The following is a 17683-nucleotide window of genomic DNA, read 5'->3' on the forward strand; positions in this document are numbered from 1 at the left end:
GGTAAGTTAGTTGTTTGTTTGTCCGGCATATACATTCTAGATAGTGACGATAAATCGTCATGAAGGTTTTGTATGAAAAAAGGAGGATGATTTCGTGAACGAGCGTCTGAGATTCGGTAGAAGGTCACAGCGAAGTGAGGGAAAGTATCCACCTTTTCAAGTTAGATGGTGACGATGCTTCGTCATGCTGGATTTGTATGGAAAAATAAGTTTATTGTTTTTCTGTAAAATCACTTGATTTAACGTTTAGAACTTATAAATATTGACAAAGCTTGACAATAACATTATCCAATTATACAATTGTGAAGAATACCGCATTTTACTATTGGCTATTTTTTTTATAAACGTAAGAAAAGTAACCTGTGCTGGATGTGCACACCGATAATGAATGAAATAATGTATGATGAAAACCCAACAATTAGATAGCAAGAGGAGGTGAAAGTATGGACAACATTTTTGTACTCATCTTCATTTTGCTTGTCTCTGTGGCCATAGGTGCAGTTGTTGGATATCTTGTTAGAAAATCCATTGCAGAAGCGAAAATTTCTAGTGCGGAACATGCAGCAAAACAAATTATTGAAGAAAGTAAACGTGAGGCAGATCGACTAAAGAAGGAAGCGATCCTTGAAGGAAAGGACGAGATCCATAAATTACGTCAAGATGCTGAACGTGATGTTCGTGAACGAAGAAATGAGATTCAAAAACAAGAGAATCGTTTGGTACAAAAAGAAGAGATCCTTGACCGTAAAAGTGAAACCTTAGATAAAAAAGAGGAATCATTGGAAAAGAGAGAGGAAGCTCTCACCAAAAAACAACGACATATTGAAGAGATGGATAGCAAAGTGGAGGAACTCTTACAAAAGCAGCAAACTGAGCTAGAACGTATTTCAGGTTTCACTAGAGAAGAAGCTAGAGAAATTATTATGAAAGACGTTAAAGATGAGTTAACTCACGAAACAGCATTAATGGTAAAAGATTTAGTGAGCCGTGCGAAAGAAGAAGCAGATAAAAAGGCGAAAGAAATTGTTTCACTGGCTATTCAACGTTGTTCAGCAGATCACGTTGCTGAGACTACGGTATCAGTAGTAAATCTTCCTAATGATGAAATGAAGGGAAGAATTATTGGACGCGAAGGCCGAAACATTCGAGCACTTGAAACATTAACTGGAATTGATCTCATTATTGATGATACACCTGAAGCAGTAATTCTTTCCGGATTTGATCCAATAAGAAGGGAAATCGCCCGTACTGCTCTTGAAAAGTTAGTTCAAGATGGTAGAATTCACCCAGCTCGTATTGAAGAGATGGTGGATAAGTCAAGACGTGAAGTTGATGAAATGATTAGAGAATATGGTGAACAAACGACATTTGAAGTTGGAATCCATGGCTTACATCCAGATTTAATCAAAATTTTAGGGCGCCTTAAATTTAGAACGAGTTATGGACAAAATGTTCTTAAACACTCGATTGAGGTTTCTCAATTAGCTGGAATTATGGTGGCAGAATTAGGGGAAGATGTTCAACTGGCGAAAAGAGCGGGACTTCTCCATGATATAGGTAAAGCGATTGATCACGAAGTAGAAGGAAGTCATGTTGAGATTGGTGTTGAATTAGCTACTAAATACAAGGAACATCCAGTTGTTATTAATAGTATTGCTTCACACCATGGAGACACTGAGGCGACATCTATTATCGCGAGTCTTGTTGCAGCGGCCGATGCCCTTTCAGCAGCAAGACCGGGAGCAAGACGTGAAACACTCGAGACGTATATTCGTCGTCTAGAGAAGCTAGAAGAAATTTCTGAGTCTTTTGATGGTGTTGAGAAAACATTTGCCATCCAAGCAGGGCGTGAAGTTAGGATTATGGTCAAGCCTGAAATGGTTGATGATGGTCAATCCTATCGCCTAGCACGTGATATTACTAAGAAAATTGAAGAAGAGCTTGACTACCCTGGTCACATAAAAGTAACCGTTATTCGTGAAACTAGAGCAGTCGAGTATGCAAAATAAAGTGGCCACCCGCCACTTTATTTTTTCATTTATGCGTTGGTTACTATAGTTAAAATAAAGAACCAACGAGATTTATAAATAATGGGTTTTGTGAATTTGATATTCATTGGTTTAAAATGATATATATGATAAAATCCAAAACAAAAGTACATACATAGAGGTGCATTAAAAATGAGAATATTATTTATTGGTGATGTTGTAGGTTCTCCTGGTCGCCAGATGCTTACAACTTATTTACCAAAACTAAGAAGTAAATATAAACCGACGGTCACGATCGTAAATGGTGAAAACTCGGCATCAGGAAAAGGAATTACTGAAAAAATATATAAACAAATTCTTGACTTAGGTGCACAAGTTGTAACCTTAGGTAACCATACTTGGGATCAACGAGACCTTATAGAAGTAATTGACCATTGCCCAAATTTAGTACGTCCAGCAAATTTTCCAGAAGAAGTGCCTGGGCAAGGATATAAAATTATTAAAGTGAACGAAATAGAAATTGGTGTTATTAATATTCAAGGTAGAACTTTTTTACCACCACTAGACTGCCCATTTAAAAAAGTAGATCAGTTAATTGCAGAAATTAAAAAAAGAACGCCGATTATTTTTGTTGATTTTCACGCGGAAGCAACGAGTGAAAAACAGGCGATGGGATGGTACTTAGATGGACGAGTTTCTGCGGTAGTAGGAACGCATACGCATGTTCAAACTGGTGATTTTCGTATTTTACCGAACAAAACAGCTTATATAACTGATGTTGGCATGACAGGCCCTTATGATGGCATATTAGGAATGGAGCGTGAAGCGGTGTTGAAAAAGTTTATAACGAGCCTGCCAGTTAAATTTGAAGTAGCAAAAGGAAGAGAGCAATTAAATGGTGTTATTATTGATATTGATGAGAAAAACGGTGCAGCAAAATCGATAAAACCAATTATTATTAATGAAGATCACCCGTTTTTTGACTGACCTCCATATGGGTGGAAGCCACTAGTTTTCGAGGACCTTCCCAACGAGTCTCCGTTTTTATTGTTACCTATTTGTTGAATTTAGGAATATCGCGTTCATTTTTGAATATATACTGTACAAGGCAATATAAGTACCGAGAGCACATTACAAACACTGAAGAAGATCTTATCATTCCACTAATGATAAACATTGTCTTATATCATTAAGGAGGTTCAGAAATGGAAGTATTAAAAGTTTCAGCAAAATCTAATCCAAATTCAGTAGCTGGTGCCCTTGCAGGTGTTATTCGTGAACGAGGTGCTGCGGAAATTCAGGCCATTGGAGCAGGCGCACTAAACCAATCTATTAAGGCTATAGCAATAGCGAGAGGATTCGTAGCACCGAGTGGAATTGATTTAATTTGCGTACCTGCCTTTACAGACATACAAATTGATGGAGAAGAGCGTACAGCAATAAAATTAATTATTGAACCTAGGTAGTGTAAAGAGGTTGACAAATGTCAACCTCTTTTAAGTTAGTGAATTTCATAATTACCTTAAGTGAGCCATATCAAATTATCTGTAGTTGCGAGCGGTTTAGCGCAACTACAGATAGAAACTTAATGGCGAAAATATTGAATTATGAAATTCATTAAAGTTTATAAGTATTTTTAAATTAAGTTCAAATTTTCAAATAAATATTAGCATTACTAGTAGATGAATGTTAAAATAAACAATAGTTACGCTAATTGGTGTTCGCTATAGTGTAATTAAAACTTTTTAATTTTTTTGCAGGATTTTCATCATTAGTGGTGAAATCTTATAATGTGACAAAATATTTAATTTTGTTTGTCAAATTTGTAACAGCAGAAGGTTGTGATGCTATGGTCAAATGAAGCCTAGATCATTCGTTTAAAGGGAGCATGACGCTCTTTTGAAACCGCTTTCTCTTGAGTGGAGATGGTAGGACGTTTTTTTAAATGAATAACGATAGAGTAAAAAGAATAATTGTAGTGTAAAAGGAGTTACTATATTTGCCTTTTATTGCATCACAACATATCGATGAACCATTTTTGATAAATTTCGCTTTACATAAATTGTGCTGCAATAAATAAACCTAACTGTCAAAATTAATTTGAATTTTTGACATGGAAGGAGCAAACATAACCTGTGCGCTAAGCTAGAAATTCTAAGCTTCATGTGACAAAAAAGTAGGTTATATTTTATCCTAATTAAAAAACAAGAAATTCTTGATTTTTCGGTCTTTTAAGTCTATCATTGTAATCGTTCAGAGCTTTTAACAAATTTGTCACAATTTCTACTATATGTTGTGACAAAAGATACTGTCATTTACCAAAAGGGGTGGAGAACATGATCAATCAACTTTCCTGGAAAGTTGGAGGACAACAAGGGGAAGGTATTGAAAGTACTGGTGAAATTTTTGCCATAGCTTTAAATCGTCAAGGCTTTTATTTATACGGGTATCGTCACTTTTCTTCTCGTATTAAAGGTGGACATACTAACAATAAAATACGAGTAAGTACGAAAGCACTTAACTCAATTTCAGATGATTTAGATATTTTAGTAGCTTTTGATCAAGAAACGATAGATGTTAATGTTCATGAATTAAATAATGGTGGAGTTGTTATTGCAGACTCGAAGTTTGATCCGAAAGTTCCTGAAAACTCAAATGCAACATTGTATGCGGTTCCATTTACGGAAATCGCTAATGAGTTAGGAACTTCTCTAATGAAAAACATGGTTGCGGTAGGAGCTTCTAGTGCAATATTAGGTTTATCTCACGAAGTATACCGTGAAGTAGTAGAAGAAATCTTTTCTCGTAAAGGAAGTTCAGTAGTAGAAAAGAATATGGAAGCCATTAAACGTGGTGCTGAATTTTTACAAGAAGCTGCTGGTGATCAAGCAAAATCATTCGAACTTGAAAAAGCAGATGGTAAAAAGCGGATGTTTATGATCGGAAACCATGCAGTGGCTTTAGGTGCTCTTGCTGGGGGAGCAAGATTTATGCCAGCATATCCTATCACACCTGCTTCTGAAATTATGGAATACTTAACGAAAAAGTTGCCAGAATTTGGTGGGGCTGTTATACAAACGGAAGATGAAATCTCAGCTTGTACGATGGCAATCGGTGGTAATTATGCTGGAGTTCGTACGTTAACTGCATCAAGTGGTCCTGGTTTATCATTAATGATGGAAGCGATCGGCTTAGCTGGTATTACGGAAATTCCTTTAGTTATTGTTAATACTCAACGTGGAGGCCCAAGTACTGGACTTCCAACGAAACAGGAACAATCCGATTTAATGTCAATGATTTACGGTACGCACGGTGAAATTCCGAAAGTAGTGATCGCGCCTAGTACTGTAGAAGAATCTTTTTATGACACTGCAGAGGCGTTTAATATTGCCGAAGAATACCAGTGTCCAGTAATTGTTCTTACTGATTTAGCTTTAGCACTTGGTAAGCAAACGGTAGAACCTTTAGATCATAGTCGTGTTGAAATTCGAAGAGGGAAATTTGATTTTAATGCTGAATTACCTGAAATAGATGATTATTTCAAGCGATATGAATTAACTGAAGATGGTGTTTCTACTCGAGTAGTACCTGGAATGAAAAATGGTATCCACCACGTAACAGGTGTAGAGCATAATGAGCAAGGAAAACCATCTGAAGATCCAACAAACCGTATTAATCAAATGAATAAGCGTTTAACAAAGCTTAATAGATTACATGAGAATTTCTCTAACCCGATTTTCACGAATGCACCTCACGAGGAGTCTGATTTATTAATTATTGGATTTAACTCAACTAGAGGCACGATTGAGGAAGTCTTACCACGGTTTGAGGAAGATGGATTAAAAGTGAACCACGCTCAAATACGTTTAGTTCATCCATTCCCGACGGATGAGCTGCAACCGTTAATCGACCGTGCAAAGAAAGTTGTCGTTGTTGAAAACAATGCAACTGGACAACTAGCAAACATTATTAAAATGAATGTTAATTGTAAGTTAGAAAATGTATTAAAGTATGATGGAAATCCATTCTTACCTTCTGAAATTTATACTCAATGCAAGGAGTTGTTATAAATGGCTACATTCAAAGATTTCCGAAATAATATCAAGCCGAATTGGTGTCCAGGTTGTGGAGATTTCTCAGTGCAGGCTGCTATTCAGAGAGCATCAGCGAATGTTGGACTTGAGCCAGAAAACCTTGCAGTAGTTTCAGGAATTGGGTGTTCAGGTCGTATTTCAGGGTATATTAATTCATATGGGTTTCACAGTATACATGGTCGTTCGTTACCTATTGCTCAAGGAGTAAAAATGGCTAATCGTGACTTAACTGTTATTGCTTCAGGCGGAGATGGTGACGGTTTTGCGATCGGAATGGCTCATACAGTTCATGCAATTAGAAGAAACATCGATGTTACTTATATTGTTATGGATAACCACATTTACGGTTTAACAAAAGGTCAAACTTCACCACGTAGTGCGGAAGGATTCAAGACGAAAAGTACACCGACAGGTTCTATTGAGTCTCAGATTAGTATTATGGAATTAGCAATCTCTTCTGGTGCTGGATTTGTTGCACAAAGCTTTTCAAGCGATTTAAAAGAGTTAACTTCTATTATTGAACAAGGAATTAACCATAAAGGGTTCTCGTTAATAAATGTCTTTAGCCCGTGTGTTACATTTAATAAAGTGAATACGTATGAGTGGTTTAAAGAAAACATTACGAAGCTAGATGCAATCGAAGGCTATGACCCAGCAAATCGCACGCAAGCTGTGAACACTTTAATGGATCATAACGGTTTAGTTACAGGCTTAATATACCAAAATAAAGAACGTCCATCTTATGAGCAGTTAGTAAATGGTTTCTCTGAAACTGGGCTAGTGAAGCAAAACATCTCGCTAGAAAAAGACACATTTGATGGATTATTAACTGAATTTATGTAAGTGTATATATCATTTAGAAAAGACGTTCTACGGAGCGTCTTTTTTTTCTACTGCATTTTATAAGTTAGGTCGTGAGGAAGTAAAAGAAAAACTAAAATTTTGCTAGAAGTTGACGATAAGTTAAATTTTTCTGAAAAAATCCGAAAAGTTCTCTACAAAAACCCATATGTCTTTCTGGAGTGGACAGTGCACTTTACTGAAAATTACTAAGGTGCTAAAATATTTGTAAATACAATGAAAGCGACTACTTTTACTCATAAGGAGTGTTCATCATGAGGAGAAAAATGAAGGCAATCGTGAAGCATGAACGCAATTTTGGAGCTAAATTAATGGAAGTCGTAATACCTGAAATAAAGGACGATGAAGTTCTTATTAAAGTAAAAGCAACATCAATTTGTGGTACAGATGTTCATATTTACACTTGGGATGAATGGTCACAAAGTAGAGTAAATCCCCCTTATGTTTTCGGACATGAATTTTCAGGGATTGTTGAAGAAGTTGGAAGTAATGTGACAAATGTAAATGTAGGTGATTACGTTTCAGCGGAAACACATATCGTATGTGGTCAATGCCCGCAATGCTTATCAGGTAACGCACACATCTGCAAAAATACTGAAATTATTGGGGTTGATCGCGATGGTTGTTTTGCTGAATTCGTTGTGTTACCAGCAACGAATTTATGGAAAAACGATCCATCGATGCCTTTAGATGTTGCCTCTATCCAAGAGCCATTTGGAAATGCGGTCCACACTGTTTTAGCCCAAGGTGTCGCGGGGAAGTCAGTAGCTATTATTGGCTGCGGGCCTATCGGCTTAATGGCAGTAACGGTTGCTAAAGCTTGTGGTGCATCACATGTATTTGCGTTTGATTTAAATGACTACCGTCTTCGATTAGCGAAAGAGATGGGGGCGACCTCAGTAGTTAATTCAGAGCGTGAAAACCCTCTTAGTGTTGTCAATAGAATAACAGATGGCAATGGAGTCGATGTCGTATGTGAAATGAGTGGTCACCCAATAGCCATGGATCAAGGCTTTAAAATGGTGACAAATGGTGGTGTTGTGTCAATTCTCAGTTTGCCAGTTCGTCCTGTAGAAATCGATGTTACCAATGACATTGTTTTTAAAGGAATTACCGTTCATGGTATTACTGGACGGAAAATGTATAAAACGTGGCAACAAGTTTCCGGCCTGTTAAAATCAACTGAAGTAAACTTAAAACCAATGATAACTCATCATTTAAAACTAGAAGAATTTGAAAAAGGCTTTGATTTAATGATAAAAGGACAGTGCGGTAAAGTAGTTTTACACCCATAACTTCTTTTTTGATTAAGGTATAATTTAATTTGTATTATATGTGAAGAGGGGACTAGACTCCTCTTTTTTTGTTGGTTAGTGGAAGTTGGAAGAAACACACCGAACTTTTACATTCTAGATGTGACGATGTTCGTTATGACGGTTTGTATGAAAAAACGCGGGTGCTTTTGCGAACGAACGTCTGAGATTCGTTAGAAGGTCATGGTGAAGTGAGGGAAAGCACCCGCCTTTTCCATATTAGATGTAACGAAATATCTGCGATCAGAGTTTTGTATGAAAAAAGGCGGTGATTTCGCTACGAGCTTATGTGCCTAATCTTCTTACTATTGAGTTTATACCACTAAGCCGTTATACTAGAGTATTGTATTGCAATTTAATTTAAAGCAAAGGAGAATGTGCGATGAATGAACAACAAAAAAAGAAAATGACGATAAATCTGGATCTTTCTTCTGCGGACAAAAAATCCGGCCAGAAAAAAGATTACGGACAATACTTCCAAACTACATTTACACAGCCTAGTTTAAAAGAGGCTAAACGCCGTGGGAAAGAGGATGTAAAAGTCCATTATGATTTTGATATCCCAGAAGAAATGCGTTCAATCGGGAAAGGAAGAAAATTCCTTGTGCGTACGTATGGCTGTCAAATGAATGAACATGATTCAGAAAATATGGCTGGTATTTTGTTAGAAATGGGCTTTGAACCAACAGGTGAAACAGAAGATGCAGACGTGATCTTATTAAATACGTGTGCGATCCGTGAAAATGCGGAAAACAAAGTGTTTGGTGAAATTGGTAACTTAAAGCCTTTGAAAAGAGAAAAGCCAGGCTTAGTGATCGGTGTATGTGGCTGTATGTCTCAAGAAGAATCGGTCGTTAATAAAATTTTACAAAAACATCAGCATGTAGACCTTATTTTTGGAACACACAATATTCACCGCCTTCCGCATTTAATTAAAGATGCGATCTTTAATAAAGAAATGGTCATCGAAGTTTGGTCAAAAGAAGGCGATATTATTGAAAATATGCCTCGCGCTCGTCGTGGACAACTACAAGGTTGGGTCAATATTATGTATGGCTGTGATAAGTTTTGTACTTATTGTATTGTTCCATATACAAGAGGAAAAGAAAGAAGTCGACAACCAGAGGATATTATTGCCGAAGTTCGTGAGTTAGCACGTTTAGGTTATAAAGAAATAACTTTATTAGGACAAAACGTCAATGCTTATGGGAAAGACTTTGAGGAAATGAATTACGGTCTTGGTGATTTAATGGATGAAATTCGTAAAATAGATATCCCACGGGTACGTTTTACGACGAGTCACCCGCGTGATTTTGATGATCACTTAATTGAAGTTCTTGCTAAAGGTGGGAATTTAGTAGAGCATATCCATTTACCTGTTCAGAGTGGTAATACTGAGATGCTAAAAATAATGGCAAGGAAGTATACGAGAGAACAGTATGTGGAATTAGCCAATAAAATTAAAGAAAGAATTCCTAATTCAACGCTTACAACAGATATTATTGTTGGCTTCCCAAACGAAACAGAAGAGCAATTTGAAGATACGCTTTCGCTTATTAAGGAAATGGATTACGATAGTGCCTATACGTATATTTACTCTCCTAGAGAAGGAACTCCGGCAGCGAAAATGGAAGATAACGTTCCTTTAGATGTGAAGCGTGCTCGCTTACAACGTTTAAATGCAGTCATTAATGAAACCTCTGCTCGTAAAAATAAACAACTTGAAGGACAAATTGTAGAAGTTCTTGTTGAAGGTGAGAGTAAGAAAAATCCAGATATTTTATCAGGAAGAACGAGAACGAATAAACTTGTAAACTTTAGCGGATCTAAATCTGTGATTGGCGAGATTGTTTATGTTAAAATAACAGAAGCAAAAACGTGGTCACTTGATGGTCACATAGTTGAAGAGGCAGAGGTGAGGTCTTAATGGATAAAACGTATACAAAAGACGAGATTGTTTTAAAAGCAAAAGAAATTGCACAAATGATTTCAGAAACAGAAGAAGTCGATTTTTTTAAAAAAGCAGAATTACAAGTAAATGACCATCCACAAGTACAACAGTTAATTAGCCAAATAAAGAGAATGCAAAAGGAAGCTGTAAACCTTCAACATTACGGGAAAACAGAAGCTTTAAAAAAAGCAGAAGAAAAAATTGACTCTTTACAAGACGAGCTGGATCAAATTCCACTTGTGAAAGAATTTAAGCAATCACAAATGGATGTTAATGGAATGTTGCAGCTCGTAGCGAGTACGATATCAAATACGGTAACCGATGAAATCATTAAGTCAACAGGTGGCGACGTCCTAAAAGGAACGACAACAAAAAAAGATTGTGGCAGTAAATGAATTTGATAATTACCTAAAATGAGCCCATATCAAACTATATGTAGTTGCGAGCGAATTTACGCAACTACATAATAGATACTTAATGGCGATAATATTTTTTTATGAAATTCATTAAAATGTGATGATCGATAAATAATAAAAATTCTAGCTTTGCACTATTTAATTAGTGTTAAAGTTAGATTTTTTTTGTATGAAAAAAGGCGGATACTTTCGTGAACGAGCCTCTGATATTCGTAAGAAGGTCACTGCGAAGTGAGGGAAAGTGTCCGCCTTTTCATATTAGATGTTGGCGGAATATCCTCCATGAAGGTTTTGTATGAAAAATTAAAATTTCACGTACCGTACTAAAAATATATTTTCATTTTTTATCATTAAATCTGCGAGTCTCCCATATATATAAATGAAAAAGCAAATGAAATTAGCACAACTACGAATGTTTTCACATATGCTTTAATATCATGTATTAAGGAAGTCATCGTACGTTTTTTTTTCATTAAACCAAATAGTTAGCACAATAGTCATTTGTCCTGCATAGGATGGAAGTGAAGACTGTTTGGGGAGGCTGACTAAAAAACGGTCTGCTTCACGGAGTACAACCAATTGTTTGAGGAGGGTAAAAACATATGTCACAAACAGAAAACGATTTAAATTACAGAGAGATTTTTGCAAAAGCCGTTTGTGGAAAAGGGAGAAAATTCTCACAAGCTAGTCATACGATCCGCCCTTCCCATAAGCCGTCAAGTATTTTAGGTTGCTGGATTATCAACCATAAGTACGAAGCGGAAAAAAAGGGAGATTGTATCGAAGTTCGTGGAAGTTACGATATTAACACTTGGTTCTCTTACAGTAACAACACAAAAACAGAAGTTGCAACCGAGACTGTTACTTATACAGATGTAGTTCCACTTACAATTCAAGACAAAAATGTGTTATCTGAGGATTTAGAAGTCATCGCAAGAGCTATTCAACAACCAAACACACTAGAAGCAACGATCGCTCCGAACGGAACAAGTTTCATCGTTCAAGTAGAGCGAGAGTTTTTAGTCGAAGTTATTGGAGAAACGAAGGTTTGTGTTTATGTAAATCCAGATGGCGTTTCAGATGAGCTAGATGCAAAAACCTGGGATTATGACGTAGAAGATGAAGAATTTGAAGACTTAGATCCTAACTTCCTAGCTGGTGAATTAGAAGAATAATAAGAATGGGAGGAAGAAGTTTACTTCTTCCTATTTTTTTTATACAAAACCACTAGAAGGAGGTGAGTGGGATGAAACTTTCTAATGAAATAAAGAATTTTCACGAACGAATTAATTATCAATTAAAACCGTTACCGATTTCTGTATTGAAAAGCCATAAAATAAATGTAGGCTCACTGAAAAATGCGAAGAAAACGCAATTAAAAATAAGAGCGTTTCATTTTACGCTATTGTCAATAGAACGGTGTGTAGATTCTTCAGCAATGGTATTCAATCAACCATTTAAATGGAAAAAAATCGGTGGTGAAAGGTTATATTATGAAAAAGAATTAACAGAATTTGCTTTGCAATGTTTGTACTTAATGCATATCCCGTTAGGAGAGTGTGTTGTACAACGGACAGGGAAAAAAGAAATGATCGTAATAAAAATACGTCCTATTGAAGTAACCGAATTAACAGCTGAAGAACAAGAGGTTATTTTCCGAAAGGTAAGGAGAGAAAAAGAAAAACAAGTTACTTTTGGGGCGGACCTAGAACTTATGATCCGAAATAAAAAAACTAAAAAATATGTAGATGGAGGGGCGATCAAAAATAAACAAATTGGATTTGATGATGCCATTGCCCTTAATAACCTTCGAGTGTATCACCCAATATTTGAAGTTAGGCCAGATCCCTCTGTACATATCCCTCAGTTACATAAAAACTTAAACGGTTTATACTCTACAGTATTAAAAGAAACATCTAAGTACCAGTACGAAACAGTAGTAGATGCTAATCCAAAACAGAGGTTTTTCCTAGGAGGACATCTTCATTTCGGAAACGTACCATTTACGTTCCAAGATGTTGTATCATTAGATACGTTTTTAGCGATCCCGCTTTCCTTAATTGAGCGTAAACCATCACTACAAAGACGTTCTCATTATGGAAGATTAGGGTCAGTACGAGCGAACCCTTATGATGGATTTGAATATAGAGTATTATCTACATGGTTTTCCCTCATTCCGAACGCCCTCCCGATTTTACAATGGATTGAGTTTATTATAAATAATACTCATAAAATAAATATTACGAAATTGAAGCAAAAGGAAATCTATAACTATTACAACAATGAAAAAAGTGAGATTTCAATAGATGATTGGGCTAGAGAGAATAAGGATTCTTTTCAAGATGTAAACGGATCTTCTTTATTTATTGACTATATCGATTGCTTGAAAAAACTGAAGGGATACTGTCGAGATTTGTAGTTAATATGTTATACTTATTATTGATGAAAACAAATACTTGGGGGAACATTGTATGGCAGAACATACGCCTATGATAAAACAATACTTAACAATTAAGGCACAATATAAAGATGCCTTTTTATTTTTTCGTTTAGGAGATTTTTATGAACTGTTTTTTGATGATGCGAAAAAAGCATCTCAAGAACTCGAAATTACGTTAACAAGTCGAGGAACCGGTGCAGAAAAGGAACGCATTCCGATGTGTGGGGTTCCATATCACTCGGCTGAAGCATACATTCAACAATTAATTGAAAAAGGCTATAAAGTTGCGATCTGTGAACAAACAGAAGACCCGCGTCAAGCGAAAGGGGTCGTTAAGCGAGAGGTAGTTAAATTAATAACACCAGGAACAGTGATGGAAGGTAAAGTAATTCAAGAAAAGGAGAATAACTTTATTGCTTCGGTGACTGACTTTTCTGATGAAACATACGGTTTTGCGATGACTGATTTAACGACAGGGCAAAGTTATGTCACAGTTTTACAAGATAGTTGGCAGGAAGTTATTAATGAGGTAGCAACAACAGGTGCTAAAGAAGTAATTTTTGCACCTAACATTTTAGAAGAGAAATTAACGCAAATGACACAACAGTTACAAGTCACTGTTTCATACGAAGAATCGGTTGAACCACCTGAAGGCTTACTTAACTTATGTAATGACCTAGGTCAACAAAAGTTGATTGTTACGTTTGGGCGTCTATGTGCCTATTTAGTACGTACTCAAAAACGTTCTTTGGACCATTTGCAGCCTGTCGTTTACTATTCACCTACTGACTTTATGAGAATTGATCTTCATTCAAAACGAAACCTCGAGTTAGTAGAAACAATTCGTGAGAAGAAAAAGAAAGGCTCGCTTCTTTGGTTACTTGATAAAACAGTAACGGCAATGGGAGGAAGGCTTTTAAAGTATTGGCTCGAGCGCCCGTTATTAAATCAAGGAAAAATTGAAAATAGATTAAGTATGGTAGAAACGTTAATTGATGAATATTTCGGAAGAGAAGAGCTCCGCGAACTTTTAAAAGAAGTGTATGATTTAGAAAGACTTGCTGGAAAAGTAGCTTACGGGAATGTTAATGCGCGTGAGCTAGTACAGTTGAGACGTTCATTACAACAAATTCCGAATATCATTACTACTGTACAAAACTTAAATAATCGTTATGGTGATACACTAGTAAATGATATTGACACTTGTGAAGACTTATTATTGATGTTAGAAAGTTCGTTAAAAGAAAACCCACCAATCTCTATTAAAGATGGAGGAATTATTTCTGACGGTTATAATGAACAGTTAGATCAATACAGAGATGCGAGTAGAAATGGAAAGAGTTGGCTTGCTCAACTAGAGCAGAAGGAAAGGGAAGCAACAGGCATTAGGTCGTTAAAAGTAGGATATAACAAAGTATTCGGTTATTACATTGAAGTAACGAGAGCGAACTTAGTTCACCTTGAAGAAGGGCGCTATGAACGAAAACAAACACTCTCAAATGCTGAACGATTTATTACCCCTGAGCTTAAAGAAAAAGAAGCACTTATATTAGAGGCAGAAGATAAAATCGAACAGCTAGAATATGATCTGTTTATACAGATACGTGAAAACGTAAAAGGGTATATTGCTAAGCTTCAAGACGTCGCCCAAAAAATTAGCGAGCTCGATGTGTTGCAAAGTTTTGCGTTAGTTAGTGAAGAAAACCGTTATACGAAACCGAAGTTCAATGACGAGCGCCATATTTCAATCGCTGAAGGTCGACATCCTGTGGTGGAAAAAGTGCTTAGTTCAGGAGAATATGTCGCTAACGATGTGATTATGAATGAAGAGCGAGAAATATTACTCATTACGGGACCAAACATGGCCGGTAAAAGCACATATATGCGCCAATTAGCTTTGATTTCTGTGCTGGCACAAGTAGGTTGCTATGTTCCAGCCAATTCAGTAGATTTACCGATTTTTGATCAAATTTTTACGAGAATCGGTGCAGCTGATGACTTAGCAAGTGGTCAAAGTACATTTATGGTAGAAATGTTAGAAACGAAAAATGCGATCGCAAAAGCGACAGAAAGAAGTTTAATATTGTTAGATGAGATTGGCCGAGGTACGTCTACGTATGATGGAATGGCACTGGCGCAAGCGATCGTCGAATATATTCATCATGAGATTAGTGCGAAAACGTTATTTTCTACACACTATCACGAATTGACAGCACTTGAACAAGAACTTCCCGCGCTAAAAAATGTTCATGTAAGTGCTGTTGAAGAGGATGGGAAAGTCGTATTTTTACACAAAGTTGTTGATGGACAAGCTGACAAAAGTTACGGGATCCATGTTGCCCAACTAGCTAATTTACCAGAGCAAGTGATTTCTCGCGCCAAAACGATATTAACAACTTTAGAAAATCAGCCAGTGACTGAAAAAGAAAGAACTGTCGTAGCTAATGAAGCGCCAGTACAATTAAATCTATTTAACGAAACGATAGAGAGTAAGCAAAAGAAACAAACAGGTTCAAACTTATCTGACCATGAGCAGAAAGTAGTTTCTTCCTTGAAAAAGTTAGATATATTAAACATTACACCGATTGAAGCAATTCAAAAACTTAATGAACTACAGAAAAAACTTAAAGAATAGGCAGAGGAGAAGGTAAGCATGTTGCTTGTGCTTTTCCAAAAAAGAAGGTGATAGTTGTGGGGAAAATCGTTAAATTAGACGAATTTTTATCGAATAAGATTGCTGCAGGAGAAGTTGTTGAACGCCCAGCGTCGATCGTTAAGGAATTAGTAGAAAACTCGATAGACGCATGTAGTACACAGATCCATATTGAAGTTGAAGAAGGTGGATTACAAAAAATCCGTATCGTTGACAATGGTGATGGCATTGAAGGCGATGATTGTCTTTTAGCTTTTCATCGTCATGCAACGAGTAAAATTCGCACTGATAAAGACCTTTTCCGCATTAAAACGTTAGGTTTTCGAGGGGAAGCTCTTCCTAGTATTGCATCTGTTTCTCATTTACAGTTGAAAACATGTACTGGGATGGGGGTTGGAACGAATGTTGTAGTTGAAGGTGGGAAAATCGTTGAAAATAGCCCTTCTTCTAGTAGGAAGGGAACAGAGATTACGGTTACAAACCTTTTTTACAATACACCTGCTAGATTAAAATATTTAAAAACAATTCATACAGAACTTGGTAATATTACAGATATCGTTTATCGGTTAGCTTTAGCTAATCCTGCGATTTCTTTTCGCTTAGATCATAATGGGAAAAAAGTATTTTTATCAAATGGAAACGGAGATTTAAAGCAAGTTATAGCAGCGATTTATGGAATAAATATCGCAAAACAAATGGTTTATTTAGAGGCTTCTTCGTTAGATTTTAAGATTTCAGGTTATGTTTGCAAGCCGGAAGTGACTAGAGCGACACGTCAATACATGTCAACGTTTATTAACCATCGCTTTATAAAGAACTTCCCGTTAACAAAAGCCATTCAAGATGGGTATCATACATTGTTACCGATCGGTCGTTATCCGATCGTTGTTCTTCAAATTGAAATGGACCCGTTATTAATTGATGTGAATGTCCATCCCTCAAAACTAGAGGTGCGACTTAGTAAAGAAGATGAGCTTAATAAACTTGTCACTGAAACCGTTAAATCAACTTTTAAACAAGTGCAGCTAATTCCGGAAGTTAAGAAGCCTTCTATAGAAAAACAAAAATCTGAACAAATTTCTTTTTCGCTGCAGCATTCACCGATAAGTGATGATAATGATCATGTCTCTTCTATACCTAACGTTTTAACTGATCAAAAACCGAAGCAACAAAGCCGAGTACGAGCTGAAGCATCAGTATTGCGTGAGACTTTCAACCGAGAAGACGAGGGGACAACGTTTAGTCAAACTCAAAATCCTCAGGTAAATAACGCAGATGATGAGTTTATAGATGTGGTGGAAGATATAAATGTTGCACATGGAGAAACGGCAGAAACGAATATCGATTCGTTTGAAAGTAGAGTTCCTGTCCTTTATCCAATTGGTCAAATGCACGGTACGTATATATTAGCTCAAAATGAGAATGGATTATATATCATTGATCAACATGCAGCCCAAGAGCGTATAAAGTACGAATATTTTCGCGAAAAGGTCGCTGAAGATAAAAAAGAGTTGCAAGATTTGATTGTCCCAATTACTTTTGAGTTTACATCAGCAGAAGTGGAACGAATTAAAAGGAGTGATGATGCTCTAAAAAAACTCGGCATCTTTATGGAACCGTTTGGACAACAAAGTTTTATTGTAAGGTCGCACCCTACGTGGTTTCCAAGTGGAATGGAAGAAGATTTAATTAAAGAAATAGTAGAAGAAGTAATGAATGGAAATAAAGTTACCTTAGGAAAATTTAGAGAGGAAGCAGCGATACTAATGTCATGTAAAGCAGCGATAAAAGCCAATCGCTATTTACGCAACGATGAAATGTTTTCGCTATTAGAAACGCTCCGAAAGTGTGAGGATCCTTTTACATGTCCTCATGGTAGGCCTATTTTTATTCATTTTACAACATATGAAATGGAAAAAATGTTTAAACGAATAATGTAAAACTTGGCGATTGCCAAGTTTTTTCAT

12 protein-coding genes are annotated in these 17683 nt (G+C 36.4%); all 12 read left to right on the plus strand.

What is annotated here, in order from left to right:
* The first annotated feature begins 443 nt into the window (after positions 1-443).
* The 12 genes from rny (at position 444) to mutL (ending at position 17656) form a co-directional block, all read left to right on the plus strand.
* Entirely contained in the window at positions 444-2009 is a 1566-nt protein-coding gene (gene rny, locus BKP35_RS15945; protein ID WP_071314360.1) for a ribonuclease Y, read from the plus strand.
* A 171-nt stretch (positions 2010-2180) separates the two neighbouring features.
* Positions 2181-2975, plus strand: a complete 795-nt coding sequence (locus BKP35_RS15950) for a TIGR00282 family metallophosphoesterase (RefSeq protein ID WP_071314361.1) — start codon at positions 2181-2183, stop codon at positions 2973-2975.
* Between the two features lie 218 nt (positions 2976-3193).
* The gene (locus tag BKP35_RS15955; protein WP_071314362.1) at positions 3194-3454 is read left to right on the plus strand and encodes a stage V sporulation protein S; all 261 of its coding nucleotides are present in this window, start codon (positions 3194-3196) and stop codon (positions 3452-3454) included.
* Between the two features lie 870 nt (positions 3455-4324).
* Entirely contained in the window at positions 4325-6058 is a 1734-nt protein-coding gene (locus BKP35_RS15960; protein ID WP_139192898.1) for a 2-oxoacid:acceptor oxidoreductase subunit alpha, read from the plus strand.
* Positions 6059-6925 carry a 2-oxoacid:ferredoxin oxidoreductase subunit beta gene (locus tag BKP35_RS15965; RefSeq protein ID WP_071314363.1) on the plus strand — a complete coding sequence of 289 codons (867 nt, stop codon included), beginning with the start codon at positions 6059-6061 and terminating at the stop codon, positions 6923-6925.
* A 272-nt stretch (positions 6926-7197) separates the two neighbouring features.
* Positions 7198-8238 carry an L-threonine 3-dehydrogenase gene (gene tdh / locus BKP35_RS15970; RefSeq protein ID WP_071314364.1) on the plus strand — a complete coding sequence of 347 codons (1041 nt, stop codon included), beginning with the start codon at positions 7198-7200 and terminating at the stop codon, positions 8236-8238.
* Between the two features lie 400 nt (positions 8239-8638).
* A complete protein-coding gene (gene miaB, locus BKP35_RS15975; protein ID WP_071314365.1) occupies positions 8639-10183 on the plus strand; it encodes a tRNA (N6-isopentenyl adenosine(37)-C2)-methylthiotransferase MiaB in 1545 nt (514 codons plus the stop codon).
* Positions 10183-10602: a YlbF/YmcA family competence regulator gene (locus tag BKP35_RS15980; RefSeq protein ID WP_071314366.1), complete on the plus strand. Its 420-nt coding sequence runs from the start codon at positions 10183-10185 to the stop codon at positions 10600-10602. The genes miaB and BKP35_RS15980 overlap by 1 nt, the downstream gene beginning before the upstream one ends.
* A 623-nt stretch (positions 10603-11225) precedes the next feature.
* A complete protein-coding gene (locus BKP35_RS15985; RefSeq protein WP_071314367.1) occupies positions 11226-11798 on the plus strand; it encodes an outer spore coat protein CotE in 573 nt (190 codons plus the stop codon).
* Between the two features lie 71 nt (positions 11799-11869).
* Positions 11870-13042, plus strand: coding sequence for a putative amidoligase domain-containing protein (locus BKP35_RS15990; protein WP_071314368.1), 1173 nt, complete (start codon positions 11870-11872; stop codon positions 13040-13042).
* Between the two features lie 52 nt (positions 13043-13094).
* The gene (mutS, locus tag BKP35_RS15995) at positions 13095-15698 is read left to right on the plus strand and encodes a DNA mismatch repair protein MutS (RefSeq protein ID WP_071314369.1); all 2604 of its coding nucleotides are present in this window, start codon (positions 13095-13097) and stop codon (positions 15696-15698) included.
* A gap of 56 nt (positions 15699-15754) precedes the next feature.
* A complete protein-coding gene (gene mutL / locus BKP35_RS16000) occupies positions 15755-17656 on the plus strand; it encodes a DNA mismatch repair endonuclease MutL (RefSeq protein WP_071314370.1) in 1902 nt (633 codons plus the stop codon).
* Positions 17657-17683: the final 27 nt, after the last annotated feature.

This window comes from Anaerobacillus arseniciselenatis (genome assembly GCF_001865995.1).
GTDB classification, from domain to species: Bacteria; Bacillota; Bacilli; order Bacillales; family Anaerobacillaceae; genus Anaerobacillus; species Anaerobacillus arseniciselenatis.

What these genes read in the sequence shown, in the direction of transcription:
- BKP35_RS15985 (WP_071314367.1), top strand. Translation starts at nt 11,226, where the DNA reads ATGTCACAAACAGAAAACGATTTAAATTACAGAGAGATTTTTGCAAAA.
- BKP35_RS15950 (WP_071314361.1), top strand. Translation starts at nt 2,181, where the DNA reads ATGAGAATATTATTTATTGGTGATGTTGTAGGTTCTCCTGGTCGCCAG.
- BKP35_RS15965 (WP_071314363.1), top strand. Translation starts at nt 6,059, where the DNA reads ATGGCTACATTCAAAGATTTCCGAAATAATATCAAGCCGAATTGGTGT.
- BKP35_RS15980 (WP_071314366.1), top strand. Translation starts at nt 10,183, where the DNA reads ATGGATAAAACGTATACAAAAGACGAGATTGTTTTAAAAGCAAAAGAA.
- BKP35_RS15990 (WP_071314368.1), top strand. Translation starts at nt 11,870, where the DNA reads ATGAAACTTTCTAATGAAATAAAGAATTTTCACGAACGAATTAATTAT.
- BKP35_RS15955 (WP_071314362.1), top strand. Translation starts at nt 3,194, where the DNA reads ATGGAAGTATTAAAAGTTTCAGCAAAATCTAATCCAAATTCAGTAGCT.
- tdh (WP_071314364.1), top strand. Translation starts at nt 7,198, where the DNA reads ATGAGGAGAAAAATGAAGGCAATCGTGAAGCATGAACGCAATTTTGGA.
- miaB (WP_071314365.1), top strand. Translation starts at nt 8,639, where the DNA reads ATGAATGAACAACAAAAAAAGAAAATGACGATAAATCTGGATCTTTCT.
- mutS (WP_071314369.1), top strand. Translation starts at nt 13,095, where the DNA reads ATGGCAGAACATACGCCTATGATAAAACAATACTTAACAATTAAGGCA.
- BKP35_RS15960 (WP_139192898.1), top strand. Translation starts at nt 4,325, where the DNA reads ATGATCAATCAACTTTCCTGGAAAGTTGGAGGACAACAAGGGGAAGGT.
- rny (WP_071314360.1), top strand. Translation starts at nt 444, where the DNA reads ATGGACAACATTTTTGTACTCATCTTCATTTTGCTTGTCTCTGTGGCC.